The following is a 16,096-nucleotide window of genomic DNA, read 5'->3' as shown; positions in this document are numbered from 1 at the left end:
GAAATTCCCCTACGCCGCCGACCGCATTGATGTTTTTGCCGTGAGTACATGCACGGCGGCCGCCAGACTGTTGGCCGTTTGTTCCATGGTGTCGGCTGCCTGCAACGCCTGCAGGTTGTCGTTTAGCTGTTGCTGCAGCGCCGCCAGACGTTCTTCTGATTCCGTCATTTTCAGCAGCGTCGCCCCCAGTTGATGCAGCGATTCACTTTGCTGGACTGCAGCCTGAGTACTCGTGCACAGCGCGTCCTGCCACGAATTCATGCGGTGTTCGAAGGTGGTTAGCAGTCGGTCTACCTGAGCCACAACGGTGTCAGCTGATTGCTGCAACGCCGCCGTATAAGCGTCGCGAGCATCCGTGGACGTATCACGATGCAGCTTCAAAGTCTGCTGCATTTCGCTGTCAATGGCCTCGCCAAGATCCTCAGCGTGCTGTTCCAGAATGTCACTCCACGTCGTGCGTAAAGTGGCCAGTTGTTCGGCCCAGACATCCGGTTGAAACAGGTTCAGTTGTCCGGCCAAATCGTCTGCACCGCTGATACCGGCGGGCGAATTCTTCTCAGCGCTAAACCACGGCAACAGTGTCTCGATGCCGAATTGTTCAACGTCGCTTAGAATTCGCTGTTCACTGCGTTCTACGACAAACGACGCAAACACCAACACGATCGACATTCCCAGCGCTAAGGCCGTAGTGTCGAAGGCCACAGCGAGGCCTCCTGTGACTTCCCCCAAAGACGAATCCAGTTGTTCGGGTGTGACGTTGGCAATCGCCATCGTGATCCCGATCACGGTTCCCAGGAATCCCAGAATAGGAATCGCCCACGTGATGGTGCGGATGGTCGCGAAGGTTTGGTGAAGACGGTCGCTGGCCAGTTCGGCAAGGTACCGAAGGTGTTCTTCCAGCCCTTCGCGGCGAGATCCCTTCAGGTAATGCAGAGTGTCCTGAATGCGTCGAAAGGCCTGAGTTCCGTGCGCGCGGGTGTCCTGCTGTTCGCACCAACTGGCGAGCGCATCTTCGCGATCTTCAGACGTTGGAAGGCTGTCCCAGTCGTTATCCGCCATCTGAACGGCTTCAAGCAGCGTGCTTCGCTCGGCTCGTTGGCTGCGATACTTCTGTGCCAGAATCGCCATGCCGGTAAAGAACATGGCGGTGCTGATGTATTCCAGCGGATGGCTGCAGAAATAGCGCTGCACAAAGTCGGCGATGCCGGGAACGATGGGCCCGACGGCGTACAAAGTGGCGGTGCCGGCCGCTGCCAACAGAGCCGTTCGCAGCGTTGACGTGGATGACAACTGTCGGCTTCTCACGGAATTCGCCTCAACAGAACTCAGGAGGCGTCAACGATCGCATGCTGCGATGGGACGAGCGACCGGCTGACGATGCGCGTCAGTCAGGTCGTCCGCTGAGGCCGGTCCTGGCCTTCAGCGGTGGTTCCCGCGACAAACCGAGCCCCCCGGACCGATCTGTCGCTCAAGATTGATCGTCATAATCGGTACAGATTGTTAACCCGGAACATTCGGAAAGATCGCTCCGCCGCGATTTGAACGGTCGGGCGGTCCGTAGGCCCAACCTGCGAACGAAAGGAATCGGCAGGCTTTGCCGCGGATGCGCTAAATTCTGTCGAAGGCAACCGTCGCCTCATGCAGACAGGCTGGATGCCACAAGTCGCCACTGAATCCAGTCAAAAGTCAACAATCTCAGCCGATCAGTGATTTTCGCGCCGGAAACCTGTCACAAATGTTACAGACCCTCGTAAGAGCCACAGACACAGTGCGGTTCATCAGTACACAAACAGGAAGTCAGACGGGTCACAACGATGAAATTCAATACACACAATCTGCTGCAGCTATGCGCCATCGCAGGATTCGCGATCCTTGCCGGTTCAACAACGTACGCCGCTGACCACCTGGATTCGCCATCTGTTGGGGATGACGGGCGACTGGACATCAACGATTTGTATGCGTTTCAGTCTCCCGCAAATGCCAGCAATACGGTCCTGATCATGACCGTGAATCCGCTGGCTGGCGTGTTGAGCGACACCACGTTCAATTCGCGTGGTACCTACGAATTCCACGTGGACAACAATGGCGACGCCGTTTCAGACCTGACCTTTAACGTCTACTTCAGTCGCCCTCGACGAGGGAGCCAAAACATCTTACTGCTGCGTGAAGACGGTAGCATCGCGGCGTCCGGCAAGACCGGGCAGACAATCAGCGTGGCAGGCGGTGGACAATTACGGGCTGACTTATTCGAAGACCCATTCTTCTTCGATCTCAACGGGTTCAACGATGGATTCAACTTCACGGGCGATGACTTTTTCGAAGGTCAGAACGTGACCGCGATCGTTCTTGAGATCCCCAGCAGTTCACTGAACGGGCCCAACATCGCTGTGTCGGCTCGGACTACTGTCGGCGGAACTCAGTTTGATCGCATGGGACGACCGGCGATCAACACGGCCCTGATCCCATCAGCCCGCAAAGACGAATTCAACGCATCGGCTCCCGTGAATGACTTCGCCAACTTTGGAGCCGACATGCAGGCAACCATTGAAGCACTTAACGGGGGCGACTCGGCAACCGCCGCAGGGCTGACTGCAATTCTGTTGCCGGACCTGCTGACATTCGATGTCACGGACGCTTCGGGCTTTTTGAATGGCCGTGGACTGGCGGACGACGTGATCGACGCCGAGTTGGGGTTGCTGACGAACAATGCCGTCACGGGGGACGGAGTCGACTCTAACGACGCCACGTTTCTAAGTGTCTTCCCCTATGTGGCTGCACCGAATTAGAGCAGGTTCCCTTTTGTCGTGGACGGTTCGGGTTGTTGCGGACGGTTCGGGCTCGTGCACAACAGCCTTCGTCGTCCGAAACGCTTGTTTCGCGGACGCAAGTCAGCGAGATTCGCTTTGGTCGCAGCGCGTATCGCCCGGGGATCAACTCGGTTCCTCCGTTTGATCAAAATCGGTGTTGGACCAAGGACCAATCGCTCATGCTGGGTGATTGGTCTCACTTCCTGCTGTGAGGAAGCCGCTACCCCTGCTCGGCCACCGAATTCAGCGACCGAATGATCGTGAAATGCATCCACGCGCAGAATACTACTTCCAGCATCGCGAGGAACACGGGAAGGACGTTCTCAAAGAAATCGCGCATAGCAGATCCGGATAGACCGATGCTCAACACGGTGAGGCCACTGATCACGATTGTTGGCCCCACCACCCACATCGCCAGTATTGCCAGCAGCATGCCGCCGTAGCGCAGGCGAATGGACAGATACAATCCAAAGTACATCGTCGCGGCGATCCAGAAGAAGACGTTGTAGAACCAAGGCTCGCGAAATACGTTCATCATGCCTCCGTTGCTAAGGTGCATGGTGGCCCTCACCATCAATGTAAAACCGCAGACGAAGCACGCTGCCGACGCCAGGATTGCCGGAGCCAGCCCCAGCACCATCTGTCCACAGAGAGCGTTGCGGCTTTTGGGAAGCATCAGCAAACTCGGCAGCGTTTGCTGGTGGATTTCATTGTTGAAGACTCGTCCCAGCAACGTCGCAAAATTCGCGATGAAGATGACCACGCCGCTGAACATCAGAATACCCGCCAGCACTTCCTCTTCCACGGGTTCATCAATTGCCCATGCGGATATTAAGATGACCGCCGTGATGATCGCAGGCATTCCCACAAGCCGCATCCAAAACCACAAGTGCCCACCGGTAATGTGTTGCCACGACTTCCAGACCAACGCCTGTCGCCAGGCTCGTTTGGACTTGCGTTGTCGGCGAGTCACCTTTTTGCCGCTGTCCGGGCCTTCTCCCACCGCTTGAGCCGTACATGGTTCGAATAACGCCCAACTGCAAGCAAAGAAGACGATCGCAAGAATCAGGTGGAACGTCATCTGAGGCTGCCAGAATTCCATAGTGCGAAAGCTGAACAGATACATAGACAGGTTGTCGAACAAGGTGCGCGGCGTCGAAACTTCATACAGCCATTGAAACTGCATGTGCAACCATGACATCGCCAGGCGGCCGATTGTGTCCTTGTTCATTATGGTCGTGCTAAGGTACTGTTGGGCGGCCTCGGTGTTTTTGAAATTGCCGCCGTATTGTGTCCCCATGGCCAGCAGCCAACTCCACCACGCTGCCAGTTCAATCATCAGCCACGCCAACAGCATCTTCGAAAAGGCGCGCTGCGAATCGCTGCTGAGGACACTTGCCAGCAGTCCTAATTGGCACAACATGATGGAGTAGATGAAGATGCCAAGAAACGCGGTCAGGATGCCCTGCTGCAACACGCCTCCGAGCGTGGCGGCCAGCATCAGAAATGGAGCCACCACCAACAGCAATAAGAGTACTGAAACCAGGCGAGGCCCCGATTTACCCAGCAGGATGGTGAAGGAAGAAGCCCCCGTCATTTTCAGCAGCGGAAGAGTCTGCTCTTCCTTTTCTTCGACGATTGCCGTGCTGAAGTAAATTCCGCCCAGCAGAGTCACAAACCAATAACAGCAGTTCATCACTTTGCTGGCAAATTGACTGCCCGCTCCGGCGCGAACGGAATAGCTCACGACGTTCGCCGCAAACAGGATCAGAATGACACTCGCCATGCCGACTCGCACGACATGGTGACTGATGTATCGAGATTCCTGCCGCAATGACCGCACCAGAAACGCTGTTGCTCGATCGTTCATTCGCTACTGTCCGCGATGAAAAGTGCAGGGGCTGTCATCGTTCGCTCAACACGACCGCAATGGGAAAGTGATCGCTAAATCCGGTGTCATCGAACGTGCTTGCGGACGACGGTCGGCCAAAGCGTTTTGGCACTCCGGATCGGCCGGTCATCTCCGGGAACTTCAGAATCTGGACCGTCGACGGGTCAACTTCAAATGGCGAATCATCTCGCAGGACGGGACGGTTGACCAGAATTTGATCGAGCATGCCCGGTGTCCCGTCGTAGAAATGAGTGCCTTCGCCCTGTCCGATCAGATCCCATGTGAGGTTTAAAAGGTACGGGTTCCTGGATCGCTTCGATTTGACTCGCCGTTCAACTCGTTCGGAAAGTGCGTACGCAACCAGTGAACGGTTAAAGGGCTCGTCGTTGAAGTCACCCATCACAACAACCGCCTGGTCTTTGCCGTCGATTGCGATGGTGCGCTCATGGAAGTACGCCAGCGTTTCTGCCGCCATGATGCGATACGGTTCCGATTCCAGTTCGCCGCCGCGTCGCGATGGCCAGTGGTTTCCCATCAGCACCAGCTTGTTGCCATCGGGTTTTGTTTTGAAGCTGACCTGCAGAATGTCGCGAGTCGCGTTTCGTCGCAGGATGAAGTGATTGAAAATCTCTTCCGAAACGACTTCGTATTTCTTGCTGTCGTAAATGAACGCAACGTCGATGCCGCGCCCGTCTTGAGTGTCTGCGTGGACAGTCTTGTAGCTGCGTCCCAGGTCAGGTAATTCGTCAATCAGCTTTTCCAGAACGTTCTTACTTTCCACCTCACAAACGCCCAGGATGTCAGGCCCGTTGCCACCGTTCATTTGCCCAATGATGGATGCGAGTTGCTTGAGCTTCTTGTTCAGAACCGTAGCTGTCCAGCCATCCAGTTCTTTGCCCAGAGCCCGCTCCAGTTTCTCTGAGCGGTCGGGGTCGCTTTTCATTGAAAACAGATTCTCGACATTCCACCAGGCCAAAAAATGAGTGTTCATCGGATCGCTCTCAGAAATCGTTAGCGGCGATTACAGCGAAGCTCGCTGACTTGTGGCCGCGGAACAAGCGTTTCGGACGACGAATGCTGTTTCCCACGAGCTCGAACTGTCCATAGTAAAAGGGGAAACAGCTCCAGCCACAGGCATTGCCCGAAAGTAACCGTACCAAACAGTCGCGCTATCGTCGAATACGCGACGCTTCACTAATAGCCTTCTGTCCACACCAACGCTGTGGAGCCTCGGCCGTATTTCCGTAGCGACACGCCGCAGCGTCGTCACCGCTCAGTTGCGATACGATTCATGGCACTGGCGGCAACTCTGCTGCAAAGATTTCATCGTCCGGCCGGCCGCCATGTCGTCGCCCGATTTAACGGCGGCGTGAAGTCGCTGAGCCTGTGTTTCTGATTTTTTTAACCAGTCGCGAAACTGTTGGTCATAGCCATGGCTCAGATTGCGGTTGGATTCGTGAAGGTTCTCCGCCACCAGCAGAGCCTCTGCCACGGGAACAAGGTCCGGGTGTTTGGCGGGCGTTTTCCAGTCGGCTTGCTGGATGGACTTCAAGTTGTCGAAGTGACGACTCAACACGGCCATCGCAGATGCCATGGATTCAACCTTTGCGGTTTCCACCAGTTCCGGAAGTTTGGCATCGGCAGGCGGCATTTCGAATTCGCGTACGTCGCGCCAGAGTCCCGCGTAGTCCGGGCTGGTTCCCGCTTGCTTCAAGATCTGCAAAGCTCGATCGTGATCCACTGAACCTTCCAGCTGGCAGGCCATCGCCGCGGCCGCCGGACCTCGGTGTTTGCCGTGATGACAGTGAATGTAGATGCCCCCTTGTGTGTCTCGAAGGACTCGCAGCAGCGACAGCTTGGCGCTCTCCGGTATACCGTCGTAACCGATAGGAATGTGCACGTAGTGCAGTCCCTCAGCTTTTGCCGCGGCGACAAGTGGCTTCGCCCCGTCAACACTGACGATTGTTGTAACTCCGGCGGCCTTGAGGTAACGGAATGCTGCAGATGAATGAGGTTCACTGCCGGAGAGAATGCGCCTGGAAACCTGGTGCAGGTGTTCGAGTTCAGTGGCGGGCGCGACTGCTGAATCCGGAGGCTGGACGGCGTCGTCAGCAAAGACCGGCGCCGCGAACATGAGTGCCGTAAGAAGTGCGCAGAGGATCGACAGTAGACGCACGTCAATCGGCCGCAGCCTGTTGAACGCCCGCGGCGGCTTAAGCTCCAAAGTCGCCGCATGGTCCCTCTCCCCAGCGAAGCTGAGGGGGAGGTCGGACCAGCGAAGCGATGTCCGGGAGGGGGCGTTGCATGGCGACGAGTTGCAGATCTTCCGGACCGAATGCACGGCCTGCCCTCCCCCGAATTTGCTTCGCTTTTTTGACTCCTCCCGCGACAAATTGCAGGAGGAGTGGACGTTTCGTCCGAACCTGAGTTGAGAACTTGCTTCCAGCCTAAAGCCAGCCGTTGCGTTCTCGTTCACAGCTTCTCGACGTCGCCTCAGGAACACGCTACGCTCCGTATTTCTCCAGCCGCCCCGCATGAGCCAACGCCTGAAGCATCAGATATTTCGATTCGAAGATTCCTAACTCGCCCACTCGACAAGCGGATTCACCAAACTCTTTCGACCCATCAAACCGACAGCTGTCCGACGCCAACAGCGTTGGTACCGGATGTCCACTGTGCGCCTTCATTTTGGCGGGAGTACTGTGGTCGCCCGTCACGATGATCACGTCCGGCTTCAGGACGGTCATCTTTGGAATCGCCGTGTCCAGCTCTTCCGTGCGCTGAACCTTTGCATCAAAATTGCCGTCTTCGCCCGTGCTGTCTGTGTACTTAAAGTGAACGAAGAAGAAGTCGTATTCGTTCCAATTCTGTTCCAGGCACTTCATCTGGTCATCCAGCGTCTGCCCGGCATCCAGAATGTCCATGCCCACCAGTCGAGCCAGTCCGCGGTACATCGGGTAGACCGCGATGGCGGCCGCTTTTGTTCCGTAAACTTCTTCGAAAGTCGGGATCGGTGGCATTTTGGCGATGCCACGCATCGTCAGCAGATTGGCCGGAGCGTCATCCTTCAGGACTTCCGCCGCCTGTCGCAGAAACTCCGCACAAATTTCGGCCGTCTTCTCGGATGCCTCGTCTTCGCCTTTCGGAGCCAACGGTGGAACGCCGGTTCGCTGCGGGTCTGTGTCGTTCACATTGCCGCCTAACCCGGCACCACGGAACACAATCACCAGACGGTATTCCTTGACGTGCTGTACGAAGACTTCCACGCCGGGAATCGTAATCTTGTTCAGCTTCTCGCACAGAGGAGCACCGACATCGTTCCCGATGCGACCTGCTCGACGATCAGTGATGTTGCCGTCGCCGTCGACTGTGCAAAAATTGCCGCGGATGGCGACGTCGTCAGGGCCGAGTTCAAAGTCGATGCCCAATGCTTCCAGCACACCGCGACCGATGTCGTACTGCAGCGGATCGTAGCCGAACAGACCCAAATGCCCCGGTCCGCTGCCTGGAGCGATTCCGGGCAGCACGGGGATGCTCATGCCCAGTGAACCTCGCTGTGCCAGTGCATCCAGATTCGGCGTTTTTGCGGTTTCCAGTTCCGTTTTTCCGCCCGGTTCCAGCGGCAGTCCGCCGAGTCCGTCGCCGACATACAGGATGATTTTCGAATCGTTTTTGCGTTGCAGTTTGCGGGTGAGTTTGTGAATGTCTGTCATAGCAGTTTTCGGCTTGTTCGGGACTTCTGGTACGAATTTTTGCTTACCATATCCGCCGGAGAAGCGGACTTCACGGTCACCGGAACGAAACGCGGTGAATTTGCGAAGACGGGAGAACGCCAAAACCAGCCGGACCGGACGTTCCGTTCACGAATCCGCCCAGTCCCGAAGCTGATCAATAAACTCATCCGGCATGCCCGCGGCCGACCGGGCGTCTCGTTGAAAGACGTCCCCCTTGGCGTGCAGAGGGCGAATGGGCCAGTGCAGCGCCTTTTGCCAGGCTTCGAAATCGGAATCAGCCGGGTCTTTCAGCTTTCTTAGCCAGTGCATGCCGAATTCTACGTGACGAATTTCGTCGTTGTGAATCGCCTTCATGATCGCTGCTCCGCGAGTATCGGCGTGTTCCAGAAAGTACTGCTCAAATTCCACCGTGTGATCGAGATTGGCTCCTTCAAACACCAGTGGCAGCCCGGCGATGTATTCCAAAACGCTTGCGTATTCTGTCGCTTTGGTCCAGATGTAGCTGTTCATCGGCAGGTCGCCGAATGAGATGCCCAGTTCGGCCGCTCGATTGGCGTGCAGCTTCGTATGCCGTTGTTCGTCAAACATCACATCGGCCAGCCCCGTTCGAAATTCGGCGGGAGCGTCAGGAAACGCCAGCAGCACCATCGCCATCACTTCCAACGCCTGCAGCTCGTGGTTCGCCATGATGTGGTGAGCGACCGCTCGCTTCTTTGTGTCGTCGAAGGCTCGGCCTTTTGGCATCGCTGGCGCCGTGCGGCGCGGGGCGAACTGCAGGTTGGCTGGCCGCTGAGGCGTTTCGACGCGAACCGGTTCGCCCGGTGCGGCGTCCGTGATTGGCGAGTTCGGGCGCACGAGTTTTTCGTCCAGGGTGTTGGAAAGCAACACCTGCTCCGCGAACGCTCGCAATTCCATGACTGTCTCCGCGCTTTTCACCCACACTACGGTAATTTCTTTGCCACCGTCGGCCTAAGAGTAGAGGGCGAACGGTAATCCGTCTACAGTCTGCCGAACCACACGCTTGCCCTGAATTGTGCCAACATGCTCGAAAACCTTCCGCTGCAATCCGTCAAACACAAAGCTCTCACCATCGAAGGGTACTCGCGCGCGGCGGTGCAGAGTTACTGGCGAGTGCCGGAACTGAAACTGGGCTTCGACCTGGGCGGCAGTCCGTGGGCCTTCATGGGAACTCAAACGTTTTTCGTGACGCACGCTCACCTCGATCACCTGGCCGCCATGCCCGTGTATGTGGCTCGCCGCCGCATGATGAAAATGGAGCCGCCAACGATCTACCTGCCGGAAGAAGTGGTGGAGAACGTCGAAAAGATGCTACGCGCCTGGCAGCGGCTGGATCGAGGTCGCATGCTATGTGAAATCGTCCCGGTCAAGGACGGCGATGTCATCGAGCTGTCTCGCGAACACACGGTGCGAGTCTTCAAGACCAAACACACCGTGCCATCCGTCGGTTTCATCGTTTACGATTCTCGCCGCAAGCTGAAAGACGAATACCACGGGCTGTCAGGTACCGAAATTCGTGACCTGAGATTCAGCGGCACGGAGGTGACTCAGGAATTTCTGACACCGTTGGTCTGCTACACAGGCGACACCGCCCCAGCTGGCCTGGACGCTCACCCGGACGTCATGAAGGCTCAAATCCTGATTACGGAAATGACATTCTTTCGCCCGGAACACCGCAAGCAAAAGATCCACAAGTTCGGCCACATGCACCTGGACGACATTCTGGACCGAGCGGACAAGTTCGAAAACGAACTGATTATCCTCAGCCACCTCAGCACCCGAACCCACGAAGCTCAGGCCCGCCATGCGCTCCGCGTTCGAATGCCTGAGGAACTGCAGAAGCGGGTTAAGCTTTGGTGTTGAGAAGGGCGGCCATCGTGGTCGGCAGAGCCTCGTCAGCGGTTATCGCATGGCATTGGGAGAGAGCCTCGCAATTTCGGAATCGCCTCTTGCCGCTCGAAGCGCCTTACAGCACCACGCCGGAAACGCTTCAGCCGTTTCTTCCGCGACGCGCCGCAATGAAAGGCCAGTTGCCAACTCAGCGGCGACCGGGCAGACTACAGTGAGGTAGGGTGGGCACTGCCCACCGATGGTGTATTGATTATGGGCGATGGCCATCCTACTCGCGGACGCTGTCTTCGTTCTCTTTACTCCTAACGTTTGTTACCAGCAGGGACGACGTGCTTCTCTGAAGGAAACAGGTCATGAAAATTTTCACGCTTCTTATCGTTCTGCATCTGCTGTGCGTGGCCGGTCTGCCGAGGCTGGATGCCGCAGAAACGCAACCGAACGTGCTGCTGATTGTTTCCGAAGACAACGGGCCGGAACTTGGTTGTTACGGTGATTCGTTCGCCCGCACTCCCAACCTTGATCGGCTGGCGAGCGAAGGGGTTCGCTTTGAGAATGCGTTCGTGACCTATTCCGTCTGCTCGCCGTCCCGAGCGTCTTTTCTGACGGGCCTGTATTCGCACGAGAACGGGCAGATTGGCCTGGCGACGCACAAATTTTCGCTGTATCGGCCTGACACTCCGAATATCGTCACGCTACTGCAGGCGGCAGATTACAGGACCGGGTTGATCGGGAAACTTCACGTCAATCCGGAATCCGCGTTTCCGTTTGACTTCAAGGCCATCCCCTCAGCCAATTTTCAACGCCGCAAAGATGTGACTGCTTACGTGGCCGCTGCTGAAAAATTCTGGCAGAGTGCCGACGAGCAGCCGTGGTTTCTTTCCGTCAATTTTCCCGATGCCCACCTACCGTTCCTTCGGCAGGCTCATGGTCGCCCGGAAACTGTGCAGACCGGCAGCGACGTGGAAATGCTGCCGTGGGTTGGGGCGGATTCGGAACGTCTTCGCGAGGTCGTGGCCGACTACTACAACTGCATGGCCCGCCTCGACGACGGAGTCGGCCAACTTCTGACGGCCCTGCAGAAAAGCGGAGCGGCTGACAACACGCTCGTCATTTACATTGGCGACCATGGTGCTCAGTTTCCGCGAGGCAAGGGAACTGTTTACGAAGCCGGGCTGCGCATTCCCATGATTGTCCGCTGGCCGGGCCAAGCGTTGCCCGGCACCGTGCGGCAGGAACTCGTGTCGATCATCGACATCCTGCCGACAGTACTGAACGCCGTCGACCGCCCTGTTCCTGGCGCGCTATCCGGTCGCTCGCTAAAGCCCCTGCTGACTGACGCCGCGTCAGTTCCCTGGCGCGAGTTCATATTTGCTATGACGACGGGGTCGTTTCCCGGCAACTGCTTTGTTCAGCATTCGGTGCGCGACCGTCGCTTCAAGCTGATCTCGAATCCTCAGCCCGGCACCGACAATCTGATCTCCAGGTCGTACCTGGATGAATCTCATCCGTTTGCGGTGGTCTCCGCCGTCAGGAAAGATGAACGCAGGAACGTGCCTGCGCCAATTGAGCGGGCGTATGCTGTGTGGGAAAAGCCGCCACGATACGAATTCTATGATCTGCAGGAAGACCCGTACGAATGGAACAATCTGGCGGACAGTGACCAACATGCGGCAGACAAAGACCGCCTGATAAAAGCGCTGCACGACTTTCAACGTCGCACACGCGATCCACTTAGCGATGCCGACAACGTGAACGCGTTTGTGCAGCAACAGTTGTCAAACCGCGATCTGAAGTACCGTCGGCAACCGAATTTCGAATGGGACTACGTCGAAGAATTTCGCAAATGGCGAGAGCAAAAGGCCCAATAAGTGAACTCATTCCAGCCCGATTACTTCATCTCTTCGGACAGCAGGAAGGCAATTTCCATCGCCTGTTCGTAATTCAGTCGAGGATCTACCTGGCTACGGTAGTCTCGATGTAAGTCGGATTCTGTCAGGTTGGCCGGGCCACCGACGCATTCGGTCACGTCTTCTCCGGTTAGCTCAAGATGTATGCCGCTCAACCGACTGTCGCATTCTTTATGGATGCGAAAAGCGGTGAGGATTTCCGACGTGATTTCGTCGAATGAACGAGTCTTGTACCCGTTGCGAGTTGCCTGAGTGTTGCCATGCATCGGATCGCAACTCCACAACACATTCAGGTTTGACTGCTGCACGGCATTAATCAGCATCGGCAGACGTCCCGCTATTTTTTCCGCTCCGAAGCGGTGGATCAGCGTCAGCCGGCCCGGCGCGTTTTCCGGGTTCAGAACTTTCACGAGGTCGATCAGCTCGTCGCCCGCGATTGTATTGCCGACCTTCACGCCGATCGGGTTCTTGATGCCGCGGAAGTATTCCACGTGAGCTCCATCAATTGCGCGCGTGCGGTCGCCGATCCACGGCATGTGCGTGCTGAGATTGTAGAAGCCGTTTTGCCGCTGGTCCTGCCGAGTGAGAGCCTGCTCGTGTAGCAGGTGCAACCCTTCGTGGGACGTGAAGAAATCGACTCGGCTAAGTTGGTCCAGTTCGTTGGCCGATACGACTTCCATAAAGCGGATGGAATCGCTGAGTGATTCGAGCAACTGCTGGTACTTGCGAGAACCGGGCGTGTTGCGGACGAACTCCAGATCCCAGTTCTCCGGGTGATGCAGATCCGCGAATCCGCCTTCACTTAGCGCGCGAATGTAGTTGATCGTCAGCGCCGATCGTTCGTAGGCTCGCAGCATCAGTTGCGGGTTTGGTTCGCGTTCATCTTTGGTGAAGCCGCTGCGATTGATGATGTCGCCACGATAACTGGGCAGCTCCACACCTTCGCGCGTTTCCGTGTTGGCCGAGCGCGGCTTTGCGTACTGGCCGGCAATCCGGCCAACGCGGACGACTCGCTGCTTCGAACCGCAGATCAGCACGAGGCTCATCTGAATCAACACCTTCAGCTTCCGCAGAATGGTTGTCGAATTGCAGTCGGCGAAACTTTCGGAGCAGTCGCCGCCCTGCAGCACGAAGGCTTTTCCAGCCGCCGCATCGGCCAGTTGCTTTTGCAGCCGGTCGACTTCCCACGCCGTGACAAGCGGTGGAAGCTGGCCAAGCGTCGAGATCACATCTGCGACGGCCGCCTGGTCGTTGTAAACGGGCTGTTGTTGAGCGATCCGGGTTTGCCACGAATCGGGTGTCCAGTTTGTATTCATGGGCGGAATTGTTTCGAGCCGTTCGGACAAAGTCACCCGCAGATCGTATCTTATCCAGAATACGAACCATTTAGTCTGCCGCGTGTCCGGCACAATTCGCCGGTTCCTCCCCGCAGGGCTAGATCCTGTTGCCAGTCGCACTGCGGCACACTCTTGATTGTGTGATAGCGGCTCGTCTACGGCTTTCGCCACGTCCGCTATTCGAAACCGTTGCCAAAATGCCTAGCTTGCCGCTTGTGAAATGTTCGAATCGAAGGTTGAGTGTTTGACGTTCCGAACGTAAAGTTCTGGCCGACACGAAGGCTGTCTGACTTCTCGTAACGAGAAATTTGGGCGACGGAACGCTCATTCCAGCCATCGCGACCCACAGCGAAAGGCTGTAGCCGTGAATCAAGGAGGAATCACGATGAACCGACTGAAACTGCGCATCTTCGAACCACCCGCCGAAGTACGGGAGCCGGAAGAGCAGATGGAAGCACGCGACATTCTTCCGTTCGCTTCTCGCAGCCGAACCACGATCATTAGCGGACGCATGACTGCGCCTGCCGATCGGGCTCGCGTTATCCGCGACAACGCGGTTTGCCCCGAATGTGCAAAATTCGATATCGAACCAATCGAACTGCAGGACGCCGTCATTAGCCCGAAAAGCCGCCTGCCTATTCCCGGCACGGCCACAATCGTCGGCTTCCACTGCAACGATTGTGCGACCGAATGGCCCGTCTACGAACTCACCACTCGCCGGACCAGCTAAGGTCGAGACGCCTCGACGGGCGGTTCGCGTGGCAGGCGGGTGACGGTGTGGGAACTTAAGCGCCGGCGGTGCTCTCGTTGTTCGCTGGAGAGGTACGCGCCAGTAGGTGCAGCCTGCCAGGCTGCACTTCGCCGTAGGCGACCTAAAGCCGTGCCGCTGCATGCGCAGATTCGACGCCCGATCTACGTGACAATTCTTGCATTTGAGTAACCGTTCCGTGCGCACCGTTCCGTGCGCACCGTTCGGTGCAACCGAAATTCCATTTCGGCAGGCAGGAATTACTGTCGGCGCTGCCAACCGCTTGCAGTTGTATTCACTTCAGCAGCGAACAACGTGAGCAACGCCGGCGATTCCGCTTCCGTCCCGTCACCCGACCCCCACGCCAATCGGCCGACGGGCCAACCCGTCAAACTGGTGTTGGCGGGATTTTGGATGTTGGATATGCTGCAGAAGTTGCGACTGCGGCAATTGACTCGGACGTTAATTGCCGGTTAGTGATTGGCAGCGTTTTTTCTACTCACAACTCAACAGGGAAGTTGGTTTGCATGAGTGCTCTTAAAACATCCGTGAAGCGCGCGTTTCGGACATTTGGCTTTCGAGTCAATCGGGTTCCGAAAAGTACGTCGTTGGCTTACGAAGATCTGTTTCCGTTTGCCACGTATTCGCCGTGGAACGTCGATGAAGCGTTCATCAACGCCTTCGATCAGATTCAGTCTCACACTCTGGTCGACAAGTATCGTTGTTACGAACTCTGGCAACTGACAGAACAGGCGTCGAAGCTGCCTGAAGGCGCCATTCTGGAAGTTGGCGTCTGGCGCGGCGGCACCGGAGCGTTGATTGCCACGCAGGCTCAGGCGTGCGGCATCACAGACAATGTTTACCTGTGTGACACATTCACTGGTGTCGTCAAAGCCACCGCCATGGACGAAACGTACGGCGGTGGTGAACACGCCGATACGTCGCCTGAACTCGTGACCGAGCTGGCTCGTGACATGCAGTTGATGAACGTCGAAATCCTGCAGGGCATTTTTCCGGAAGACACCGGTCACGAAATCGGAGACCAGACGTTTCGATTGTGCCACATTGATGTCGACGTGTATCAGTCGGCGAAGGAAATTGGCCAATGGGTCTGGGACCGTTTGGTTCCTGGCGGCATTGTTGTTTACGACGACTACGGATTTCAGGCATGCGATGGCGTGCTGAAGTGCGTGGAAGAACAGCGGTCGCTGAAAGACCGCATAGTGCTGCACAACCTGAACGGCCATGCGGTGGTGGTGAAGGTGAGTTGACCGCTAATGGACGCCAATGAAACGTTGGCAATCGCAGTATCAAATTTGAAGCCTCAAACCTGTCCTTCTTCCAGCTGAATACAATGTCCACGCAAGTCTATCTCACTCGTGACGCACTGGCCGACTTTGCCGAGCCGGGCGACGTGATCGTTAACTTTACGAGCGATTCGATCGCGGCGTCAGTCCCTTCGCTTTCGTTTTCATCGGACGGTTTGCCCCGCCTGACTCAGGGAGCCGCCTATCCGGTTTCCTGCGATACGCCAGACATTGATTCTCTGCAGGCAATCCTGTCGCAGGGCAACAGTCGTCTTGTCGTTGTGGCAGACGGTAGCGCGGGCGGCGATGAATTTATGCGTCGACTGGCCTCAACCAACCTTCCTTACGTCGTCTGCATGCTGGAGGAATCCTGTGCCGCAGACGCCTTCATGGATGAAGAAGATTCTGAGGCTGTTGCCGAACGGTTGCGGCAGTTGGGATACATTTAGAATTGAAACTGTGACCAGCATTGGGCTGGGGATTTGAGGTCCTGAAC

13 protein-coding genes are annotated in these 16,096 nt (G+C 56.7%); 6 read left to right on the top strand and 7 right to left on the bottom strand.

The annotated features are described in order from the left end of the window. Positions 1–9: 9 nt before the first annotated feature. Positions 10–1,290 carry a MotA/TolQ/ExbB proton channel family protein gene (locus tag Fuma_RS21665; protein WP_077025958.1) on the bottom strand — a complete coding sequence of 427 codons (1,281 nt, stop codon included), beginning with the start codon at positions 1,288–1,290 and terminating at the stop codon, positions 10–12. Positions 1,291–1,814: 524 nt separating this feature from the next. Here Fuma_RS21665 and Fuma_RS21660 point away from each other — a divergent pair. After that, a complete protein-coding gene (locus Fuma_RS21660) occupies positions 1,815–2,786 on the top strand; it encodes a DUF4331 family protein (RefSeq protein WP_077025957.1) in 972 nt (323 codons plus the stop codon). A gap of 241 nt (positions 2,787–3,027) precedes the next feature. On the opposite strand, the gene Fuma_RS21650 is transcribed toward Fuma_RS21660, so the two are convergent. The 5 genes from Fuma_RS21650 to Fuma_RS21625 form a co-directional block, all read right to left on the bottom strand. Beyond that, the gene (locus Fuma_RS21650) at positions 3,028–4,677 is read right to left on the bottom strand and encodes an ABC transporter permease (protein ID WP_077025955.1); all 1,650 of its coding nucleotides are present in this window, start codon (positions 4,675–4,677) and stop codon (positions 3,028–3,030) included. Positions 4,678–4,711: 34 nt separating this feature from the next. Then, positions 4,712–5,689: an endonuclease/exonuclease/phosphatase family protein gene (locus Fuma_RS21645; RefSeq protein WP_077025954.1), complete on the bottom strand. Its 978-nt coding sequence runs from the start codon at positions 5,687–5,689 to the stop codon at positions 4,712–4,714. 282 nt (positions 5,690–5,971) lie between these two features. Further along, positions 5,972–6,832, bottom strand: coding sequence for a cytochrome c (locus tag Fuma_RS21640; protein ID WP_077025953.1), 861 nt, complete (start codon positions 6,830–6,832; stop codon positions 5,972–5,974). A 370-nt stretch (positions 6,833–7,202) separates the two neighbouring features. Beyond that, positions 7,203–8,411, bottom strand: coding sequence for a 2,3-bisphosphoglycerate-independent phosphoglycerate mutase (locus Fuma_RS21630; protein ID WP_077025951.1), 1,209 nt, complete (start codon positions 8,409–8,411; stop codon positions 7,203–7,205). A 147-nt stretch (positions 8,412–8,558) separates the two neighbouring features. After that, entirely contained in the window at positions 8,559–9,347 is a 789-nt protein-coding gene (locus Fuma_RS21625; RefSeq protein ID WP_077025950.1) for a ferritin-like domain-containing protein, read from the bottom strand. A gap of 126 nt (positions 9,348–9,473) precedes the next feature. Here Fuma_RS21625 and Fuma_RS21620 point away from each other — a divergent pair, with 126 nt between their 5' ends. Both Fuma_RS21620 and Fuma_RS21615 read left to right on the top strand, forming a co-directional pair. Next, positions 9,474–10,313: an MBL fold metallo-hydrolase gene (locus Fuma_RS21620; RefSeq protein WP_077025949.1), complete on the top strand. Its 840-nt coding sequence runs from the start codon at positions 9,474–9,476 to the stop codon at positions 10,311–10,313. A 341-nt stretch (positions 10,314–10,654) separates the two neighbouring features. After that, entirely contained in the window at positions 10,655–12,169 is a 1,515-nt protein-coding gene (locus Fuma_RS21615; protein WP_077025948.1) for a sulfatase family protein, read from the top strand. Between the two features lie 20 nt (positions 12,170–12,189). Here Fuma_RS21615 and Fuma_RS21610 read toward each other — a convergent pair whose 3' ends face one another. Next, on the bottom strand, positions 12,190–13,524 hold the full coding sequence (locus Fuma_RS21610) for a class II 3-deoxy-7-phosphoheptulonate synthase (RefSeq protein WP_077025947.1): 1,335 nt from the start codon (positions 13,522–13,524) through the stop codon (positions 12,190–12,192). 406 nt (positions 13,525–13,930) lie between these two features. Here Fuma_RS21610 and Fuma_RS21605 point away from each other — a divergent pair, with 406 nt between their 5' ends. The 3 genes from Fuma_RS21605 (at position 13,931) to Fuma_RS21595 (ending at position 16,049) form a co-directional block, all read left to right on the top strand. Further along, positions 13,931–14,275 (top strand): hypothetical protein, encoded by a 345-nt coding sequence (locus Fuma_RS21605; RefSeq protein ID WP_077025946.1) that lies wholly within the window; start codon positions 13,931–13,933, stop codon positions 14,273–14,275. 545 nt (positions 14,276–14,820) lie between these two features. Further along, on the top strand, positions 14,821–15,564 hold the full coding sequence (locus Fuma_RS21600) for a TylF/MycF/NovP-related O-methyltransferase (RefSeq protein WP_083732221.1): 744 nt from the start codon (positions 14,821–14,823) through the stop codon (positions 15,562–15,564). A gap of 83 nt (positions 15,565–15,647) precedes the next feature. Continuing rightward, positions 15,648–16,049, top strand: a complete 402-nt coding sequence (locus Fuma_RS21595) for a hypothetical protein (RefSeq protein ID WP_077025945.1) — start codon at positions 15,648–15,650, stop codon at positions 16,047–16,049. Positions 16,050–16,096: the final 47 nt, after the last annotated feature.

This window comes from Fuerstiella marisgermanici, from assembly GCF_001983935.1.
Taxonomy (GTDB): domain Bacteria; phylum Planctomycetota; class Planctomycetia; order Planctomycetales; family Planctomycetaceae; genus Fuerstiella; species Fuerstiella marisgermanici.
Note: the sequence above shows the minus strand (reverse complement) of the source record. Positions and strands in the feature narration are given on the sequence as shown.

What these genes read in the sequence shown, in the direction of transcription:
- Fuma_RS21620 (WP_077025949.1), top strand. Translation starts at nt 9,474, where the DNA reads ATGCTCGAAAACCTTCCGCTGCAATCCGTCAAACACAAAGCTCTCACC.
- Fuma_RS21595 (WP_077025945.1), top strand. Translation starts at nt 15,648, where the DNA reads ATGTCCACGCAAGTCTATCTCACTCGTGACGCACTGGCCGACTTTGCC.
- Fuma_RS21650 (WP_077025955.1), bottom strand. Translation starts at nt 4,677, where the DNA reads ATGAACGATCGAGCAACAGCGTTTCTGGTGCGGTCATTGCGGCAGGAA.
- Fuma_RS21625 (WP_077025950.1), bottom strand. Translation starts at nt 9,347, where the DNA reads ATGGAATTGCGAGCGTTCGCGGAGCAGGTGTTGCTTTCCAACACCCTG.
- Fuma_RS21615 (WP_077025948.1), top strand. Translation starts at nt 10,655, where the DNA reads ATGAAAATTTTCACGCTTCTTATCGTTCTGCATCTGCTGTGCGTGGCC.
- Fuma_RS21640 (WP_077025953.1), bottom strand. Translation starts at nt 6,832, where the DNA reads ATGTTCGCGGCGCCGGTCTTTGCTGACGACGCCGTCCAGCCTCCGGAT.
- Fuma_RS21645 (WP_077025954.1), bottom strand. Translation starts at nt 5,689, where the DNA reads ATGAACACTCATTTTTTGGCCTGGTGGAATGTCGAGAATCTGTTTTCA.
- Fuma_RS21660 (WP_077025957.1), top strand. Translation starts at nt 1,815, where the DNA reads ATGAAATTCAATACACACAATCTGCTGCAGCTATGCGCCATCGCAGGA.
- Fuma_RS21605 (WP_077025946.1), top strand. Translation starts at nt 13,931, where the DNA reads ATGAACCGACTGAAACTGCGCATCTTCGAACCACCCGCCGAAGTACGG.
- Fuma_RS21600 (WP_083732221.1), top strand. Translation starts at nt 14,821, where the DNA reads ATGAGTGCTCTTAAAACATCCGTGAAGCGCGCGTTTCGGACATTTGGC.
- Fuma_RS21610 (WP_077025947.1), bottom strand. Translation starts at nt 13,524, where the DNA reads ATGAATACAAACTGGACACCCGATTCGTGGCAAACCCGGATCGCTCAA.
- Fuma_RS21630 (WP_077025951.1), bottom strand. Translation starts at nt 8,411, where the DNA reads ATGACAGACATTCACAAACTCACCCGCAAACTGCAACGCAAAAACGAT.